The organism is Bradyrhizobium sp. AUGA SZCCT0182, assembly GCF_018130185.1.
Classification (GTDB): Bacteria; Pseudomonadota; Alphaproteobacteria; order Rhizobiales; family Xanthobacteraceae; genus Bradyrhizobium.
This window is the reverse complement of sequence record NZ_JAFCLY010000063.1, coordinates 1-17,774: the sequence shown is the minus strand read 5'-3', so window position 1 is coordinate 17,774 and position 17,774 is coordinate 1. Positions and strand designations below refer to the sequence as shown.

18 protein-coding genes and 1 pseudogene are annotated in these 17,774 nt (G+C 58.4%); 13 read left to right on the top strand and 6 right to left on the bottom strand.

Annotation, left to right across the window (positions count from 1 at the left end):
- Positions 1–191: 191 nt before the first annotated feature.
- From JQ611_RS42245 to JQ611_RS38270, 8 genes and pseudogenes are all read left to right on the top strand, one after another.
- A pseudogene (locus JQ611_RS42245) lies at positions 192–566 on the top strand (excinuclease ABC subunit A); the annotation flags it as partial.
- The gene (locus JQ611_RS38300) at positions 549–1,919 is read left to right on the top strand and encodes a phage/plasmid primase, P4 family (RefSeq protein WP_283816799.1); all 1,371 of its coding nucleotides are present in this window, start codon (positions 549–551) and stop codon (positions 1,917–1,919) included. The pseudogene JQ611_RS42245 and the gene JQ611_RS38300, both read left to right, overlap by 18 nt.
- Before the next feature lie 364 nt (positions 1,920–2,283).
- Positions 2,284–2,469: a hypothetical protein gene (locus JQ611_RS38295; protein ID WP_212386562.1), complete on the top strand. Its 186-nt coding sequence runs from the start codon at positions 2,284–2,286 to the stop codon at positions 2,467–2,469.
- A 535-nt stretch (positions 2,470–3,004) separates the two neighbouring features.
- Positions 3,005–3,202, top strand: coding sequence for a hypothetical protein (locus JQ611_RS38290; RefSeq protein WP_212468385.1), 198 nt, complete (start codon positions 3,005–3,007; stop codon positions 3,200–3,202).
- A gap of 155 nt (positions 3,203–3,357) precedes the next feature.
- Complete coding sequence (locus tag JQ611_RS38285; protein WP_212468384.1) at positions 3,358–4,482, top strand: phage major capsid protein; 1,125 nt, start codon at positions 3,358–3,360, stop codon at positions 4,480–4,482.
- An 8-nt stretch (positions 4,483–4,490) separates the two neighbouring features.
- Complete coding sequence (locus JQ611_RS38280; RefSeq protein ID WP_212468382.1) at positions 4,491–4,775, top strand: hypothetical protein; 285 nt, start codon at positions 4,491–4,493, stop codon at positions 4,773–4,775.
- A gap of 387 nt (positions 4,776–5,162) precedes the next feature.
- On the top strand, positions 5,163–5,624 hold the full coding sequence (locus JQ611_RS38275) for a VRR-NUC domain-containing protein (RefSeq protein ID WP_212468380.1): 462 nt from the start codon (positions 5,163–5,165) through the stop codon (positions 5,622–5,624).
- On the top strand, positions 5,624–5,905 hold the full coding sequence (locus JQ611_RS38270; protein ID WP_212468379.1) for a hypothetical protein: 282 nt from the start codon (positions 5,624–5,626) through the stop codon (positions 5,903–5,905). Before JQ611_RS38275 ends, JQ611_RS38270 begins: the two co-directional genes overlap by 1 nt.
- Positions 5,906–5,916: 11 nt before the next feature.
- Here JQ611_RS38270 and JQ611_RS38265 read toward each other — a convergent pair whose 3' ends face one another.
- A complete protein-coding gene (locus JQ611_RS38265) occupies positions 5,917–6,252 on the bottom strand; it encodes a hypothetical protein (RefSeq protein ID WP_212468378.1) in 336 nt (111 codons plus the stop codon).
- Positions 6,253–6,515: 263 nt separating this feature from the next.
- Between JQ611_RS38265 and JQ611_RS38260 the strand changes: the two genes are divergently transcribed.
- Both JQ611_RS38260 and JQ611_RS38255 read left to right on the top strand, forming a co-directional pair.
- Complete coding sequence (locus JQ611_RS38260) at positions 6,516–8,699, top strand: DEAD/DEAH box helicase family protein (protein WP_212468377.1); 2,184 nt, start codon at positions 6,516–6,518, stop codon at positions 8,697–8,699.
- A gap of 1,667 nt (positions 8,700–10,366) precedes the next feature.
- Positions 10,367–10,582, top strand: coding sequence for a hypothetical protein (locus JQ611_RS38255; protein WP_212468376.1), 216 nt, complete (start codon positions 10,367–10,369; stop codon positions 10,580–10,582).
- A gap of 455 nt (positions 10,583–11,037) precedes the next feature.
- Here the strand turns inward: JQ611_RS38255 and JQ611_RS38250 are convergent, their stop codons facing one another.
- The 3 genes from JQ611_RS38250 to JQ611_RS38240 form a co-directional block, all read right to left on the bottom strand.
- Positions 11,038–11,286, bottom strand: a complete 249-nt coding sequence (locus tag JQ611_RS38250; RefSeq protein WP_212468375.1) for a hypothetical protein — start codon at positions 11,284–11,286, stop codon at positions 11,038–11,040.
- A 606-nt stretch (positions 11,287–11,892) separates the two neighbouring features.
- Positions 11,893–12,342 (bottom strand): DNA ligase, encoded by a 450-nt coding sequence (locus JQ611_RS38245; protein ID WP_249133795.1) that lies wholly within the window; start codon positions 12,340–12,342, stop codon positions 11,893–11,895.
- 53 nt (positions 12,343–12,395) lie between these two features.
- Positions 12,396–12,995 (bottom strand): ABC-three component system protein, encoded by a 600-nt coding sequence (locus JQ611_RS38240; RefSeq protein WP_212468374.1) that lies wholly within the window; start codon positions 12,993–12,995, stop codon positions 12,396–12,398.
- A 1,435-nt stretch (positions 12,996–14,430) separates the two neighbouring features.
- Here JQ611_RS38240 and JQ611_RS38235 point away from each other — a divergent pair.
- The 3 genes from JQ611_RS38235 (at position 14,431) to JQ611_RS38225 (ending at position 16,394) form a co-directional block, all read left to right on the top strand.
- Positions 14,431–15,411 carry an ABC transporter substrate-binding protein gene (locus JQ611_RS38235; RefSeq protein ID WP_212468373.1) on the top strand — a complete coding sequence of 327 codons (981 nt, stop codon included), beginning with the start codon at positions 14,431–14,433 and terminating at the stop codon, positions 15,409–15,411.
- A gap of 147 nt (positions 15,412–15,558) precedes the next feature.
- A complete protein-coding gene (locus tag JQ611_RS38230; protein WP_212468372.1) occupies positions 15,559–15,837 on the top strand; it encodes a hypothetical protein in 279 nt (92 codons plus the stop codon).
- A 56-nt stretch (positions 15,838–15,893) separates the two neighbouring features.
- A complete protein-coding gene (locus JQ611_RS38225) occupies positions 15,894–16,394 on the top strand; it encodes a hypothetical protein (protein ID WP_212468371.1) in 501 nt (166 codons plus the stop codon).
- Positions 16,395–16,495: 101 nt separating this feature from the next.
- Here the strand turns inward: JQ611_RS38225 and JQ611_RS38220 are convergent, their stop codons facing one another.
- Entirely contained in the window at positions 16,496–17,218 is a 723-nt protein-coding gene (locus JQ611_RS38220; protein ID WP_212412397.1) for a GntR family transcriptional regulator, read from the bottom strand.
- Position 17,219: 1 nt separating this feature from the next.
- Positions 17,220–17,774, bottom strand: a 555-nt coding sequence (locus tag JQ611_RS38215) for a GMC family oxidoreductase (protein ID WP_249133794.1), incomplete at its 5' end; no start/stop codon positions are given.

Sequence of the window (17,774 nt, the reverse complement as noted above, 5' to 3'; positions counted from 1 at the left end):
CGATGCCGACGGGACGAAGTGGGGGCAGTTGTCTCCGACAAGCGCCCTTAGCCGAACCGGTCTTCCGTGCCTCGTCGACCATTTCAGCGAGCTTTTTGAAATGCCGTCTGTGGAACCTGCACCGTGCCGAAGGGTTTTCCCAGCCTCTTGGACGGGTTGGACCCTGTCCTCGCTTGTGCTGAAGGGACAAAATGGACGCCGCCGTCAACAACCGAAAAAAGCTGAAAAATGGTACTGCGGGCGACTTTGTTCGTGTTTTTGGCGCCCGTGTGCACAATCTAAAGAACGTCTCGCTTGAAATTCCTCGCAACGCTCTTGTGGTATTCACAGGCGTCTCAGGATCCGGCAAGTCATCTTTGGCGTTTGGTACGCTCTATGCGGAAGCGCAACGCCGCTATCTTGAATCAGTTTCACCCTACGCGCGCCGGCTGTTTCACCAGATGGCGGTGCCCGAGATCGATGAGATCGAGGGTCTGCCCCCGGCGGTGGCGCTGCAGCAACAACGCGGATCGCCCACCACGAGGTCGTCGGTGGGAAGCGTCACGACATTGTCGAACCGCCGCCGGCGCGAGGCACGGCAGAAAACCAACAAGCCCGAGGCGACCGGCGAGGAACAGGTCGCGCTCGAATTCGCAGATCGCTACGACGGAATGTTCGTTTATGACCATGATCGAGGCGCGTGGTTTCGCTGGACCGGCGAAATCTGGCAGCGCGACACCGACGAATATGCGCTCGATTGCGTGCGGGCACTGGTTCGCGAGTTCGGTGGCTCGCGCATCAGGGTTGCCACCGCCATCGAACGGGCCGTGCGCACCGACCGCCGCCTCGCGCGCGATCACGGTGCCTGGAATGCCGACCCGCTGTTGCTCGGCGTACCCGGCGGCGTCGTCGATTTGCGCACCGGCGCGTTGCTGCCGCCCAAGCCGGCGCAAATGATTAACATGGTGACGGGGTCGCGACTCGCCGCGCCAGGCACACCGTGCCCGCTATGGCTGAATTTCCTGAACGACGCCACGCGCGGCGACGAAAGCTTACAACGCTTCCTGCAACAACGCGCCGGCTATTGGCTCACCGGCGACACCTCGCGCGAGGATTTCGATTTTTTCCACGGCTCGGGCGGCAACGGCAAAGGCGTGTTCCTGAAAACAATCACCTCTGTCATGGGCAATTACGCCGTTACCGCGCCAATAGGAATGTTCCTCGCCACGAAGCACGACGCTCATCCGACCGAACTTGCGCGCCTCGCCGACGCGCGCCTGGTCGTCGCCTCGGAAACCGAGGAAGGCCGCGCCTGGGCGACCGCGAAAATCAAGCAACTCACCGGCAACGAGGTTTCGATCCCGGCGCGGTTTATGAAATGTGATTTTTTTGAATTCCGCCCGAAATTCAAAATCTGTTTCGTCGGCAACGCAAAGCCGGCCATCCGCACCGTCGACGACGCCATCGCGCGGCGGCTCAATCTGGTGCCGTTCACGTTCAAGCCGGCGCAAAGCGATAGCGACCTGAAACAGAAACTCGAAATCGAATATCCGGCCATCTTGCGCTGGATGGTCGATGGTTGGCTGGACATGCAAGCCAACGGCCCGGTGCGGCCCGAGGTGATTTCTGTCGCCACCGAGCAATATCTCGACGACGAGAACATTATCGGTGCCTGGATTGCCGAGAATTGCATCCGCGGCCCGAGCGCAAGCCAATTGCTGAAAGAGCTCTATGGCGATTGGCGGCAGTGGTGCGAGGCCAACCAGGAAGTGCCCGGCACCAACCGCGGGTTCAAGAAAAGGCTCGAACGGCTCGGCGACATGACGTTCCGGCCTTCCATGCGGTCGGTGATGGTCAAAGGATTGCGCTGCCGCACCGAATACGACCGCGAACCGGGCCAATCTGCATTCTCGCTGGACATCGAGGGCATGAACGAATGAACGAAAAACACCAATGTCCCATATAGCGAGCTCACGCGCGCGCGTATGAGGCGAACAAGGGAAAAAGCATGCATTTCATTCATTCGTTCATGGTGACGGTTGCCGAGCCAGGGGGGGCGGGTCGCTTTTTCCCCGTCGTGACGAGGCGAGCGGCGGCCCTAATTTCGCGTATGTTTTTTAATTCGTTTTTCGCGGTCGATGGCGGGTTCCCGCACTTTATTGGGCGGTTGGGCGGCGGTTGCGGCGGGTTCGGTCAAGGCCGGATTTGCAGCGTGACCTACATCACAGCGCCTAACCCGGCCATTTGAGATGCTCAGGTCACGGTCAGGGGATTGGCCCCGCCGCCAAACAAGGGACCATGACCATGAACACGAATCTTAGCACCGAGTTGTCGTTAGACGATCTCAACAGCGTTTCGGGCGGCAGCGACGCCAGGGGGGCTGTAGTTGGCATAGTGGTGCAATATCTGGTCGACACAGTTTTTATTGCGGATGGGTTGAAGAAAATGACCGGCACGCTGAAAGGCTTGACCCCAAGGCCGCCGAAGTAATCGCGCGAAACATTTGGTATTCGGGCTACCGAGTCAATTCGGTGGCCCGATTGGCTGACCGCAACGCCCAAGGCATTTAATCCATCACCCGACTGAATGCCGGATGCTTGCGGTTCTTCACCTTGATCCAGCGCGGCGAGCGGCCGGCGTTGTGTGCACTTTGTTTAACCCAAGCGGGGGATTTTCGCCCATCAAGTATCTGCCGTACTCTACGACCTATGGTGCGGACTCATCTTTTGACCACGGCCCAATATCTCGCGTTGCAAGCCGCGGCGCGAGGCGAGGTGTATCGAACGTACACCAGCACGCAATTCACGCTCACCGGACCATGCGGCAGCCAACCATTATGGGCATTGGCGCGAGCCGGCCTAATCGCTGATCCGCCGAATACTAAAAAGCAACACCGCTACCAGATGGTGCTCACGGCAAAGGGACGGGCCGCGCTAGCGAACCAGGGTAAGAGAAAAAAGGTCTCGACAAGCGTCCGCCCCTGTCTCGATGAGGATCGAACTTGTTCATCCAGTGGACGGGGCCAATGATTTCTGTCGAACAATGCCGAATAAATGCCGAGAAATACAAAGCACTGGCAAGCGATCCGAGCAATTCAGCACGCCGATGCACGGTGTTGAAGAACATCTCACGAAGCTGGACAGCACTCGCGCACCAACTCGAAAACCTTGACGTGATCGACAAATCGGAAGCCGGCTCACGTCTGGTGTCACCAGGCGTTTGAAGGTCAAATTCGTCGCTTGCACTCGCGCGACGCCGCGGCGTAGAATCAAACCGTTCCGCGACGTGGCCGATTGATCACCGGCGCTGCACGTTCCGAACAAAGGGCAAGCCCGATAATCCCAGCGGCAATTGTTGCCGAACGGAAAGGGCTGCCACATGGACGACGACCTTATCACCATCGCAAAAGACGCCCGCCGCATCGGCAAAGATGCGCGCGCGGCGATCAGTAACCTCGATTACAAATTCACCAGGCTGTTCGAGGGCACCGGCGCGCCACGCCGCGACGGCTCGCTGGTGGCACGCATCGCCGCTTGCCGGTTGGTCGCGAAATCAGAGGGACGCAAGCCGGCCGATGTGGCGCAACAAAACTGGCCGCACGACGTGCAATTGCGCGCCGCGGTCGCGCCCGCGCGCACCGACACCGCGGGATGGGCGGCCGAATTGGTCGCGACGGTGGTTGAGGATGTTTCCGGCACATTGCTCGGGCCGTCCGTGTTCGGGCAATTGCGCGAGCTTTCCGCCGTCAGTTACGACCTGGTCGATGGTGCGGCGGTCAAATCGCCGTCGCATTCGTCGGTGCCATCAGGCGGGTTTTTCGGTGAAGGCGCACCGATCACGGTCGGCGCGCTTTTGATCGGCGCGGTGAACTTGCAAACGAAAAAGGCCGCCTCGATCACCGCGGTGACGCGCGAGATGTTGAAAGGGTCGGCCGCCAATGTGCAAACCAGCCTTGAACGATTGCTGACCGAGGATTTGTCGCTCGCCGTCGACCAGATTTTGCTCGATGCCGTCGCGGCGGATGCCATCCGGCCGGCTGGCTTGCGCAACGGCATCGCCGGCTTGCCGCCGGCTGCCGCCGGAACGCCGACCGAAAAAGCCGCGGCCGACGTCGGCGCGCTCGTCGGCGCTATCCAGCCGGCGTCAAAGCCGGTGCTGATTGCCGCCGGTCGCCAGGCCGCAAGCCTCGGCGCGTACATGCCACGGATGGCGGTCATCTCGGCACCGCTATTGCCGGCCGGCATGCTGATTGCGCTCGACGCCGACGCTTTTGCGAACCTGGTCGGGCCGGTCGACATCGCGGCCAGCGGTGATCCGGTTTTGCACATGGAAAGCGCCGCGCCGTTGCCGCTCGTCACCGGCGCGCAAGGTGCCGGCGTGCCGGCGTCGCCGATGTCGAGCATGTTCCAAATCGCGGCGACGTCATTGCGCTGCATCCTCGACATCAACTGGTCGATGCGCCGAACCGGCGCGGTTGCCTGGATGTCCGGCACCGGCTGGTAAGAAAGGGCATGAAAAACAAAACTGATGTTTCGGCCTCGGCTGATGACGTGCGCGACGCCGTCACTGAATTGCTACGCAACTATGAACAGGCCGCCCAAGTGTTGCCGCTGTCCTGGCTCGCGCAAGCCGTCACCGACCTGGCGGCGGCGACCGCGCACGCCGATGCCGGCCGCCGCGGCGACGCGATGCGCACATTCATGCGCGATTTGCACCGCGAGCTTGCCGACGCGCACGACCGGCTGCAACATTGTCAGGCGGCAGCCAGGCCGCCGCTACGCGCGGTCGGCGGGTAACGATCATGCCGGCGGCCAAAGCGCACCTCGTCGAGCCGCTCGACGCTTACGGCAACGTCGCCGGCGGCGCGGCGCGTCACCAGCAACCCGGCGGCCGAGCGCGAGGCTTGCATGATCCGACCGCGACCTATTTCGCGATGGACGTGGTCGCGTTCAACGGCTCGGAATGGCGCGCCATCAAGGACAATCCTGGCCCATTGCCGGGGCCTGGCTGGATGCTCGGCGCGAAAGGCGCGCGGGGAAAACCGGGCGAGCGCGGCGAGCCTGGCGTTCACGTCAAGGCGATGGACGTGATCGGCTACACGCTGGTGCTGGAATTGTCCGACGGCTCGAAGTTACGCGCCAATTTCTGCCGGCGTTCGAGCGTTTCAAAAAGGAAACCGAGACGTGACCGCGGCGCGGCAACTGCATCTGTTCAAGTCGCGCCGGCAACGCGGCCAGGCACCGCCGGCGGCGAGCGAATATCAACTGCATTGCGCCGTCGCCGACACCGTCAAACGCTGGATCATGCCGGGGTGGATTTTCACCCACATTGCGAGCGGCGAGAAACGCGACCAGGTGACGGCGGCGCGGCTGAAACGCATGGGCGTTACGGCCGGCTTTCCCGACCTGGTGTTTTTCGGCCCGCAAGGCCAGGTGTGCTTTGTCGAATTGAAATCGCGCCGCGGCCGGCTCGGCGAGCACCAGGCCGACATCGTTTCGCACCTGGTGGCGGCCGGCCACGGCTACCTATGTTCGAGCGACTATCGCGACGTGGTCGAGACGCTGAAAGCCTGGGGCGTGCTCAAGTCGGGAATTCATGTCCAGTGGGGAACCGTGGTAGGCTGTTCTTTTCAAAGGGGGTGGTGATGATTGATTTAGATAATCCAAACGCTGTTGTTTTGGATGTGGTGGTACGAAAACTGATCCTTCAACAGTGCTGTTCGTCCGCTGATCCAGACGCCGTTCTGGCCGAGTGGAAAGTATTTCTAAAACAGCAAAATGAATTGTTCATGCGTTTATTTGGCAGCGATAAGTTGACGGACGAGGTTGGCGCAAAGGCGTTCGTCGTTGCGTCAGAGTTCGAACGATTTTCCGAGGATTTGGCGGATGATTTCAGGAACGACGGTTTAGGCCGTCATCAAGCATAAGCGGTACCGCCTCAATCTTGCGCCAGCAACCTGTCGAGTTCGGCCTCGGCACCGCCGCGGCCGGCCGGTGCCAGGCCGGCGCGCTGCCGCTGGCGCTGGTACCGCCGGCGCAACTGTTCACCGAGTTGCTCGGCGCTATCGCATTGCCGCGCCAGCTTGACGAGCGACCGCAATGTCGGCCCGCGGTGACGGTGCCGGCGTTTCTCGGTCTCGTCATCGATGCGTTTCGGTTCCATGTAATATTTCCCCTGGTCGAGCAATTGCGGCACCAGCGGCACCGACACCTCGACACGCCGGACGCCGGCGGGCCCTGACATCATCGGCACCTGGACGAACATGCTACGCATGGCGGTGTAGGCTGGTCCGGTCCGCGGGGTTGGTCAACGGGGCTTAAACCGGCCGCCACGCTCGCAGCGCGAGTCAGGGGCGCGTTTTTCGGGCTGGCGGGGCGTTCAGATAGCGGCGCGGCCGCATGTGAGTCAGCATAGCGTTGTTGCCGTGGTAGAAAAAATCACCGCTGACCGGGGCGGACTCGCCCACGAACAACGTCGTGATTTTGGCGGGTCGAAACCGTAATCGTGCAGCTTCGACCGCATCTAAATCGTGGCTCATGGGCCCCCGTTTCGCTTTGTTACGTTCGCTTTCGCGCCGCCGATACGAAGAATTGTTAGTTGCAGTATGCCATCATAAACGGCACTTTCAATCACTCGATTCCCCAGCCTTCGGGTTGATTTTTAAGAAAGATCATTCAGTGCATCGGGCTGATCGTCTCATTGCGTCGTGCGCGTGTTGGAGCGATTTCTGGGAGCAGACGAAAAAGCTCTCATCACAGGGAGACAAAGGTGCGGCGTTCGAACGCCTTACGCAGCTTTATCTTCAAACTGCACCCGAATATCAATCAGAACTCGAACACGTTTGGAGACTTCATGAAGTACCTCCGAATGTTCGCAAACGGATCGCCCTTCCGATTCTCGATGAAGGGATCGACTTCATAGCTCGCACGCGCCACGGCGAGTATTGGGCAATACAGTCAAAATTCCGCAGCCAGCACGACAAACCGCTCACCCGAAAGGAGTTGGGCACCTTTACCAGCTTGGCTTTCAATACCTGCAGCAGCATCGCATTGGCTGTCGTTGCTCACACAGCATCGAAGCCAGTAAGCAAACGCCATCTGATGCGGAACACGACAGAGATTGGCCTCGACCGCTGGCAGTCTCTCGATCAGGATTCTTGGAAACTAATTGTTGGACGGTTGAAGGGTAGAACCGGGTCGCCAAAGCCGCGACGCCCGAGACCCCATCAAAGGGCTGCCGTCGACGCTGCAAGAACTCATTTTGTTCGCGACCGCAAGGCGCGGGGTCGCCTGATTATGCCCTGCGGTACTGGTAAGAGCCTTACTGCCTATTGGATCGCTGAGACACTGAAAGCAAAGACCATTCTTGTTGCCGTGCCCAGCCTCGCCTTGGTCCGTCAGAGCCTCACTGATTGGACCCGCGAGTTTCTCGCCCACGGTATTAAGCCAGATTGGCTATGTGTTTGCAGCGATGAGACGGTCGGTAACCTTGAGCGTGATGAATTTGTTGGTGAAGTCTATGACCTAGGCCTACCCACTCACACAGAAACTAAGGAAATCGCGGCGCTGCTTCGCGCCCGCTCTCGCGGACCCAAGATCGTATTCACGACCTATCAGAGCAGCGTTAAGCTGGCTGCGGCGGCGCGGAAGGCTCGCATACAGTTTGACCTCGCCATCCTCGACGAAGCACACAAAACCGTGGGCGTGCACTCCAAGACGTTCGCAACGCTCCTAAGCGACAAGAAAATAAAAATACAACGTCGTGTTTTCATGACCGCGACGGAGCGGGTATTCCGAGGCGAACGCAGCGACGTCCTTTCTATGGACAACGAAAAAGACTATGGAGCGCGATTTTATCAACTGTCATTCAAGGAAGCTATCAAGCAACGAATCATCACCGACTACAAAATCCTGACGATGACGGTCAGCGACAGTCACGTTCGTGCGCTGATCGATGAGAACCGTATTCTCGATTTGAACTCGCGTGATCTAGATGAAGCTGAGGCGCAATCTATCGCTGCCGGGATTGCGCTCAAACGGACCTACAAAAAGCACGGGGTGAACCATGCAATTTCGTTTCATCGGAGCATTCGTGGAGCAGATCGGTTTCGGGAACAGCAAGATGCACTCAATCGAATGAGCACCTTAGGTCCAAGGACGACCAATCTTCATATCTCCAGCAAGAAAACAGCGGGGCAACGCAGCGACCTGTTGCGAGAGTTCGTGGCTCACAAACGCGCTCTCATGACCAATGCGCGTTGCCTGACCGAAGGCGTCGACGTGCCAGCAATCGACTGCGTGATGTTTGCCGATCCCAAGCAGAGCCGCGTTGACATCGTTCAAGCGGCGGGGCGTGCCTTGCGGCATTACGAAGGGAAGGAATACGGTTACATAGTCGTTCCGCTTGTTGTCCCCGAGAAAATGGAATTTGAGAAGTTCGCAGAAACGACGGCGTTCAAGCAGGTTGTTCAAACCATCACGGCGCTCTCAACGCAAGATGAGCGCATCGCAGACGAATTCAGAGCAATTGAACAAGGGCGCGTTTACAGCGGCAAGATTGTTGAGATTGAAGGTGACATCCCAGCCGGAATGAAAATGAAGCTCGGTGACTTTGCTGATGCCATTTCAACACGGGTCTGGGAGAACGTTGGTCGGGCCAATTGGAGGAAGTTCGAAGATGCAAGGCAATTTGTGCAGGGCTTGAATTTACAATCAGCGTAATTGTGGCGCATTTACGCAGCCTCAAAAAGCCGCCCGCCCGATATACCAGCCGCTCCCAATGAGATTTACGAAAAGTCGGGTTGGATCGGCTTTGGTGATTGGGTTGGCACGGGGCGAGCATCTGATTGGGATCGTACCTATCGTCCATTTTCGCAGGCGCGAGCGTTCGTTCGTAAGCTAGGGCTGAGCACTGGCGACGATTGGCGAGATTATATTAAATCGGAACAGTTGCCTGCGGACATTCCTTCCAATGCGCACAGAACTTACAAGAGCCAGTGGAAAGGAATGGGCGATTGGCTGGGCACGGGCAACATTTCAAATCGGATGCGCAGGTTTGAGGCATTCACGACCGCCCGTGCGAAAGTGCGAAAGCTCGGCATAAAGTCGCAAACGGAATGGTTCAAATATTGCAAGTCTGGTGAACTTCCACTGACCATTCCATCTAATCCGCACAGAACTTACGCTGACAGTGGGTGGACTGGTTTTGGAGATTGGCTTGGAACTGAGACGTCTTCAACTCGTGTCCGAAAGTACCGACCCTTTGAACAAGCTAGGGCATTCGTCCGCGACCTAAAATTGAAGTCGACAACCGAATGGTACGCATACCGAAAATCAGGCAAGAGGCCGAGTGACATTCCAGCAAATCCTCACACCACGTATGCTACCGACGGCTGGGTCGGAATGGGTGATTGGCTCGGAAATGGAAAAGCTCCGCGCTTACGAAAATATCGAGCCTTTAAGGATGCTCGCGCATTCGTGCACGGTCTAGGATTGAAGTCGAGCAAAGAGTGGACGTCATTCTGCTTGTCGGGTTCCAAACCATGGGACATTCCTGCAAAACCAGCCCAAGCCTATGTTGACAGCGGTTGGATATCTTATGGCGATTGGCTGGGCACTAACACGACATCCACAAGAAATCGCGTATATCAATCATTCAAAGTCGCCCGGGCATTTGCTCGCAATCTTGGCTTGAAGTCACAGGCGGACTGGATTGCTTATTGCAAATCTGGGAAGCGGCCATCCGACATTCCGTATAGCCCTCAGGAAGTTTATGCTGACCACGGTTGGCTCGGATTGGGTGATTGGCTAGGTACGGGGGTCGCCCCCCGCTTGCGGCAATATCGGCCCTTCCAAAATGCTCGCATCTTCGTTCGGGGCCTCGGATTAAAATCTTGGGCCGAATGGAAAGCATACTGTGGATCAGACAAGAAGCCAGCCGACATTCCAAGCAGGCCCGACAAGGTCTTTGCCGGGGATGGCTGGGCTGGTGGGGGCGATTGGCTCGGATATGCGCGTTAGAGTGCTCTCAACAGGGTACGGTCGCACGCTATCGTTAGGTCTGCTTTGCGTCCAAATGCGTACACGGCAGGTACGACAGACCGGAGTCAACAAAGTCATTCGATCACCTCGTCAGCTTGGGCAAGCAATGCGGGCGGCAGAACTCCCGTCTCCTCATGCGCCCTCCCAGACTTCAATGCGTCGATGATATCGCACTGCGGAAAAGGGAGATAGGGGCTCGTGTATGAGTTGGTGAATCACGCATCGCTCTCTCCGCCCTGGTGTCCAGCCAGTGGCGTTCCAATGCACGTTGAGGGGGGGCCGTTCTTTTAGGCCCAAGCAAGGCTGGACGGCTTGTCACCGAGTTGGTTGCGGTGGAAAGTTACCCCATGATTCGTGATCAGATTGAAATTGCGATTGGTGATCGTTTCAAGATGAGTACTCTTGGGGCGGCTCGATGCCCGCGTCTAGCTGCCAAGGGCGGAGTGATCGTTGGTGGCGGCCAATATCCATGCACCATCCGTGTGATTTTCGATGGCTGCAAGTCGCCAACGGCGTTGCACCGAGACTATATTGAGCCTGTCTCCCGCTACAGCACGGCGTGACGGTCCTGTGATCCCGAGGCCAAGGGTTCAGCCATGACCGAATCTGCCAAGCGACGCAGCCGAACTGGCTGTCCTTGTCCGTACGAGCGGATCACCTCGGTGGGGCGGTCGAAGAATTGCTTCACATCTTGAATTTTTGGGTGCCGCAGTCGTGCCCGCGCCGTCAACTATCACTGCGATCTTGGCTCGCAATGGCCGACTTACCCCCTCCCCCAGACAGTCAGCCCATAATTGGCTTTTGGCGATGCTTCACAACGACTGCAATGTTGAGGGTAAGCGATGTGCCGCGGTCACCTTCCAGAGGATGTCCTGATCTGCTAGTCTGTTTGGCCGGCAAGCAGTAAGCGACGTCGGCCGCGGCAAGCCTACGAAATCCGGTTGCGAGCCTTTTCGCGCCACCGAACCGCCGGCAACCGCGCCTGGTTAGGCGGGATAGCGATCGCGTCGAACGGAAGTCACTGGGACGCAGCTGGCCACGCCCCTTTGTTCCGGTAGCAGCTCGGTTGCGCCTTATTAGGCGGGATCGGCGTGTCGGCGGACTGGTTTTGATCAGACAACGAAGGCGTGCTCGCGGTTAGAAAGTCGTCAAACGCGGTCTGCGATGACCATTCCGCATAACCAACAACCGCGAACGCGAGCGCGACCAATATGAGCGCCAGCGTGGCGCCAATTCCTCGCCAAGTTAACTGGTTGAATAGCGGCATTGCTATCTCTCGGGACCACGGCATCGTGTAAATGAACTCGCCGTTCTTAAGTGTGAACCACCCCACACCTCACGCGCCGTTGATGCGGCGTACCCGGATGAAATGCGGTGCCACCGCCGGCAACCCGCACCCGAACCGTCGGCGACCGACCCGAAACCCGGCTATGTGCCGCCTCGTATTCACGCCTTCGTGTTATGCGTATTTCCGGGTGTGGGTTCACGACCGCGCCACCTTGCGGTCCCCCCTCGAATGCCTCACGCTACTTTGAACTGCTTCGTCATGTTCGGCGGGCAGGGTCTGCGAAAAGCCGCCCTCGTTGTGAGCGAGGACGGCTTCGATTATCGCAGACCTGGTAGCGAGACCGCCGCTCTGGGGTGACCTGGGGCGGCGGGCCTCACTTGTCCACGGTAACCCCTGTTCGAGTCCTGTCAACGGTCGCGGCGCGACGAACCCGGGAAAACCAGACCCGCGTTTTTACAACAGCTCACTTTCCAGCTCCCGGATGGAGCGGGGCCCGCGCCAATCCAGGCATTGGCGCTTATAAGCGGCAATCCGTCGAGCACATTTTGCGCCCGGTGCGGTCGCTCACCGAGGCCGCCGCGGAAGTCAAAACTCGCGGCTCGTCGCCTGGTGCCGGCGGTTCTTGACCTTGATCCAGTGTGGCGACCGGCCAGCGCGATACGCGCGCTCACGATGCTTGCTGACGAGCCCTTCCAGGCCCATGCCGCACGCGGCCCGGAATAGGTCGGTGCCGACGTCAACCTGTTCGAAGGGGCGCGACAAAAATGCCCTCGGCGCGCCGCGCCAACAGCCGCAAAGGTTGGTCTTTCGCATCGATAGCGGCAGCTTGCGGTGGTCGTCGCCGTCGCCGGCCAGCATGTCGAAGGCATAGAACTGCACCCCGGCGTCGTGCTTGCGCGAGTGCAGCGCGTTGAAATCGGAAATGCCATCGACACCGAGCACCACGCCCTCACCATTGAGCACGAAATGCTTTTGCCTTATCTGGCGCGCCGTCTCGACAAGCTGAAACCTGCGGCCGGACGGTCGGAACCACAAAGGGCCACGCAGAAATCACAGCACCGGACAACCGTATGTCGCTACAACAAAAGTCAATCGAGGGGTCGATCGACGATTTCCACCTGCGCTTTACCTGAGTCGGCGTAGCGCGCATCGGGGGCCTCGGCTCCCTTCCGGCCGCACGCGCGACGCCTCCGTGCGGCGGTTTCTTTTTGCTCGCGCCGGAAACACGTTCTCGGGAGCGCGCCGCCCCCGCATCGCCGCCGTCGCCCGCCGATTCCGGCCCCCAGCGCGTTCATTATCGTCTTGGTGCTTGCTTGATTTGCGCTGTACTTGATGCTCAATGGCTCGACTACTTCACGAAGGATCGCGGCGGAAACGATAGCGTTATCCACCCCGGTGCATATCAACGGATAATATATCAGGGTCTGAAAATACTGCTCAACGTCGGCCAGCAAATTGCCGTGCAGTCGAGATTTAGTCGTTATAAGGCCTTGCCGAATGAATTCACGCGCAAAACGGTTCTGGGATTCGTTCGCGAACATGTATTCGTGCTCACGACTGGCCGACGCCATTTTCTCGAGCAAGGTACGGCGGTCCTCTCCCCGCTCTTGAAGATCATCTGGAGCGAACTCTCCGGTGACGCCACCAAGGTCCCGGCCTCCAAGAATTGGCTGCATGAGATCAAGCACGACGGCTACCGGGCTGATCGTTCAGCGGGACGGCAAGCGCGTGGCGGTTGTTCACTCGCAACGGCTCGACTGGAGCGACAAGTATCCTGTTCTCAACCGTGAACGTCGTTCCAACTGCGTGCACGGTTCAAATCCGTGCAGAGCCATGTGTGCTATGACTCACATACGCCAACCTGATCCCCGCGTATTTCCCCGATTACCGGCTGGCGGGAATGGTCTCGCCCCAATGACAGGGGATTTTCAAAGTGATTACTCTCAAAATCACCGCTATTTTGGCCATCTGTGCCGGAACATTGATCGCGCTGGCATCGAGCGAATTCGGCGCCGAACTTGTTCTCGCCGCTGTCAGCCTCGTATAGGGCTCCGTTTTCGTGGGCAAAGAAAAACCCGCCGGCATGAACCGGCGGGCGTGAACTTTGAAGCAGACTATCTCAAGCGCAGTCGTTGCCCCCTATCAGGGTGACAACAGCCGGCTCGACAGCAGTAAACTCGTCGCGATGGAATGAAGAGCGGGCGCCTAATTAGTACCAAGGCCGAACCTCCTCTATGATCGACTTCGCGAGATGGTTGGGGTCGCGGGGGGCGTTTGGGATGGGTCTATTAATTTTCCATCTCCCGACGGGTCGTTTGGTTCAACCTGGCTCCAGTCCAAATAATCGTAATAGCTGGACCATCGGTAAATCTCGGCACTGCAATTCCAGCATTTGAAAATCCCCAATTGACTGGGCGAACGCCGCTCTTGCATGGCGCGGTAAACCCGACTGCATTTGGGGCAGGCAAAGACTACCGTGGTCTTAGTGCCGAGCGGCATCTACTCAATATGCCCCCCGAACCCGCCGATTCCTAGGCATCGGAAGGCTGCCAATCAAACTGTCCACTAGCTCTTTTTCACGTCGCTGAAGTAAGGCGCCGCCAGACGATTTTGGGCCTTAGTAACTTACGGCCAAAACAACTGCCGTGGCGAGCGGAATGGCGCTCGTGGCGCTTAGAAGCACAATTAGAAACTCGCGCTTGGTTTCTCTATCCATGTGAACCTCCGGTACACAATACGAACGAGAGCCAGAGTGCTTTGTTCCTACAAATTAGCGGCCCAAGCTGACCTCACGATCCTGCTTAGCTTCGGTGGGCCTCCGCAAGGGTATTTCGAGCTCACTGATCAAGACAGCATTGGCGGGGCGTTCATAGCTTCGCTCGTTGATGTCTTGTTCAGGTCGGCATGTCTGCTAATTGGCACGAAGCGGAAGAGCCCGGCTGATCTGGCGATGTCCGTTGACCGGGGTTGACCGGAAGTGGTTTGCCGACCGTCAAACCGACGCGATTGACCCAAAGCGGACATCGGCCAGCATCTCATGTTGCAATCGCGAAGCCGATTTCGGCTCTACAAAGTGATCGCTTGAGCAGATACGATGTCGTCTCCTAAGCCCGGGGGCTGGACATGAGACGACGGGAATTCATTGCGGTCGTTGGAGCTGCGGCGGCGGCTTTGCCTCTTGCCGCGTTGGCGCAGCGACAGTTGCCATTGGTGGGCTTCCTGAACAGCGCCTCGCCGGACAGCTATCGCTTCAATGCTGATTCATTTCGCGAAGGCCTGGCGAAGGCGGGCTTCGTCGAGGGTCGCAATGTCCGGATTGAGGAACGGTGGGCTCGCGGTGACTACAGCGAGTTACCTCGCCTTGCGGCTGAACTTGTCTCGATGGGCGTAGCCGTGATCGCCGCGACGGGAGATGTCGCCTCAGCGCGTGCCGCGCAGCTAGCGAGCAGCGCCGTACCAGTGGTGTTTACGATTGGTGGGGATCCAATCCGTCATGGATTGATCGAAACCATAAGCCGCCCCGGGCGGCACGTGACGGGAATCCTTTTCAATCCGAATGTGCTCGGCGCAAAGCGAGTTGAATTGCTGGGCGAAATTGCACCAAAGGTTTCTCGTATTGCGTTGCTGATGAATCCGATGAATCCCAATGTCAAAGTCGAAGAAGCGGATGCAGAAGCAGGAGCGAAGAGGCTGGGTCTGCAGACGGTCACAGTCAACGCCAGAAACGCAGCCGAATTGGAAGCCGCATTTGAGCAACTGCTGAGCGCCAAGGCGGAAGCGTTGATCACCGGAACCGATCCGATTCTGTTGGACCGGCGCGAGGCAATTGCTTCGTTCGGGCTGAGGCACAAGATCCTGACCATGGGGTTTGTGCAGCAGATCGCGGCGGCTGGCGCCCTTCTAAGCTACGGTCCGAGCATCAGTTGGATGTACCGTCAGGCCGGGGACTACATCGGTCAAATTCTGAAGGGCGCGAATCCGGCAGAGATGCCCGTCTTGCAGCCGACACACTTCGAGTTGGTAATCAATCTGAAGACCGCCAACGCGCTTGGTCTCACGGTGCCACCGGCGCTGCTCGCCCGCGCCGACCAAGTGATCGAATAGAGATGATGTTTGCTGCGCCGCATAAGTCCGGTTTTGGCACGAAGCGGAAGAGCCGGGCCGATCTGGCGATGTCCGTTGACGGGGGTAGACCGGAAGTGGCTGGCCGGCCGAAGCCGGTATTATTCCCGATCCAGCATCGAGGTGGTCATGCACCGTCGTGAATTTCTGGCAGCTCTTGTCGCAACGTCAGTAACGCCACAACGCGCGGCACAGGCACAGCCGACCCGCCGGACTTACCGTATTGCAGTGGTCGAGCCGACATCGGCGCAGCTCAACACGACCAACCTCGCTGCCTTGCGGCGCGGTTTGGAAGAACTTGGATACGCCGAGGGGCGCAATCTTGTCTTGGACTATCGGTCTGCAGACGGCAATGCCGCGCTCTACCCCAGCCTTGTTGCCAATGCGGGTAGCCGGTGTTCCGGTTGAGCTGGTTGAACGATATCTTCTGGCTCTCCGAAACACTCATCGAAGATCGGTGAAAATTGACTGCAGTTCTCGTGCAGCAGTCGTGGCGAAAGATCGCCGATTCCTCGCAATTGAAAACGGAGATCGGATCGAAACCGAGTGCCGCGGTCGGGGCGGCAGTGGTGATCGAACCGGTCTCCGCCGATAGTCTCCGCAAAACGGGAATATTTGCGGATATGGCCGGAGACTTTCGGCGATTTCTCTCTCAACTTCGGCAAACAGGGAGTCTGGAGACAAAGGCGAATGCGCGAAAAGCCGGGATTCCGGCCGATTCTCGCGTCTCTTCGGAAGCCTGGCCGAATCTCACAATGGGTGGCTGGCGACGCAGTGTTGATCGCACCTGTCTCCAGGAATATTCCCTGCAAACAGGGAATTTTACAGGGAATTTGGCGATTTCGGCGGCTCGGAGACGTGACAACCCGCCACAAAGTGCGGCAATGCAGCTCCTTTTAGACGAATTCCCTGCGCTAAATAACAGGGAATTTTATTTGACGAACAGGGGTATCGTCTGGGCGTAACAGGGAAATCCGCGGTCAATCGGTTGCGCAAATTACGACCGCTTGCACCAGAAGCGGACTCTCGCTCAAAGTCGGGATCTGTTCTTCCGATGAAAGACCCTTCACGGCCGCAAATCCATGTCGATGCGGATGAAATCACCGCGATAAGTGACCTCACCCAAATAAATCACTGTTCGGTCCGCGGTTGTAAATACCCGCCGGACCTCGGCAACGGGCGAATTCAAGGGCACTTGCAGCAACTTCGCGACTTCGAGATCGGCGGTGCCAATCGTCAGCGTCTGACGGGCGCTGCTGATAGTCGGATCGCGCATATCCTTCAGGATCGGAATCACCGTCTCCTTGCGAAAGCGCCTTGGCGATTTCCTGAACACCTTCTCGTCAAGATAGATTGAGATCACGCAATAAGGCCGCTTGTCTCGCGAGTGCACGCGCCGCATGAAGACATAATTTGTCGCTGCCTTGCCGTCTTCGGGCAACAGCGGCGCATCGGTGCGGCTCTCCGAAATGTTGATGATTTCAGGCGAAGTGTCGCGGTAAACCTCCGCAAGGTCGGACAGAGTGGTTTCGACCTTGAGCCAGCGATCCTGTTTCAAGGTACCGGTGATAAACGTGCCACGGCCTTGCCGAGCCTCGATAATGCCGTCACGAGCCAGCAGGTCGACAGCCTGGCGAATGGTGACGCGGGAGACGCCGAATTCAGCGGCTAAGTTCTCGTTCGCCGGCAGCCGCAAGCCCTGCGCCCATATTCCCCGCGCGATACGCTGCCGGAAGATGTCGGCAATCTGCGCATATTTTGGGACGTGACTGTCGGAAATCAATTCCATCTCACGCTCTCCGGCTTGCAGTTACGACATCACAAGCGCCGCGCTCTCCGATCATTAGACTGGCGGCGTTGGTGTTAGCCGATGTGATCTGAGGCATCACGGATGCATCGATCACGCGCAGTCTCTCGACGCCCCGAACCCGCAATTGTGGATCGACTACCGATGTATCGTCGCTCCCCATCCGGCAGGTACCGACGCAGTGAAACACTGTGCCGCCTGTCTTACGTGCAAAATCCCACAGGGCGGCATCGCTGTTGGCCGTGTCCCCGGGGACCATTTCGATGTCCCAGAGATTGCGGAACGACTTCTGCCGGTAAATGTCGCGCAGGATGTTCAGGCCTGCGACGATTGTTTTGCGATCGATGTCCTCGGCAAAATAATTGGGTTCAATGCGCGGTTGTTCGAACGGATCGGTCGAACGGATCGCAAGCTGTCCGCGTGATTTGGCGTGACACTGCCAAACCGATGCCGTGAATCCAGAATAGCGGTGCAGAGGATCGCCGGGTTTGTCGACCGACAGCGGCATGACGTTGAACTGAACGTCAGGCCTCCCGCC

Coding starts and splice junctions, on each gene's coding strand:
- JQ611_RS38295 (WP_212386562.1), top strand. CDS start 2,284: ATGAACACGAATCTTAGCACCGAGTTGTCGTTAGACGATCTCAACAGC.
- JQ611_RS38290 (WP_212468385.1), top strand. CDS start 3,005: ATGATTTCTGTCGAACAATGCCGAATAAATGCCGAGAAATACAAAGCA.
- JQ611_RS38285 (WP_212468384.1), top strand. CDS start 3,358: ATGGACGACGACCTTATCACCATCGCAAAAGACGCCCGCCGCATCGGC.
- JQ611_RS38280 (WP_212468382.1), top strand. CDS start 4,491: ATGAAAAACAAAACTGATGTTTCGGCCTCGGCTGATGACGTGCGCGAC.
- JQ611_RS38270 (WP_212468379.1), top strand. CDS start 5,624: ATGATTGATTTAGATAATCCAAACGCTGTTGTTTTGGATGTGGTGGTA.
- JQ611_RS38265 (WP_212468378.1), bottom strand. CDS start 6,252: ATGCGTAGCATGTTCGTCCAGGTGCCGATGATGTCAGGGCCCGCCGGC.
- JQ611_RS38260 (WP_212468377.1), top strand. CDS start 6,516: ATGGGCCCCCGTTTCGCTTTGTTACGTTCGCTTTCGCGCCGCCGATAC.
- JQ611_RS38255 (WP_212468376.1), top strand. CDS start 10,367: ATGATTCGTGATCAGATTGAAATTGCGATTGGTGATCGTTTCAAGATG.
- JQ611_RS38250 (WP_212468375.1), bottom strand. CDS start 11,286: ATGCCGCTATTCAACCAGTTAACTTGGCGAGGAATTGGCGCCACGCTG.
- JQ611_RS38235 (WP_212468373.1), top strand. CDS start 14,431: ATGAGACGACGGGAATTCATTGCGGTCGTTGGAGCTGCGGCGGCGGCT.
- JQ611_RS38230 (WP_212468372.1), top strand. CDS start 15,559: ATGCACCGTCGTGAATTTCTGGCAGCTCTTGTCGCAACGTCAGTAACG.
- JQ611_RS38220 (WP_212412397.1), bottom strand. CDS start 17,218: ATGGAATTGATTTCCGACAGTCACGTCCCAAAATATGCGCAGATTGCC.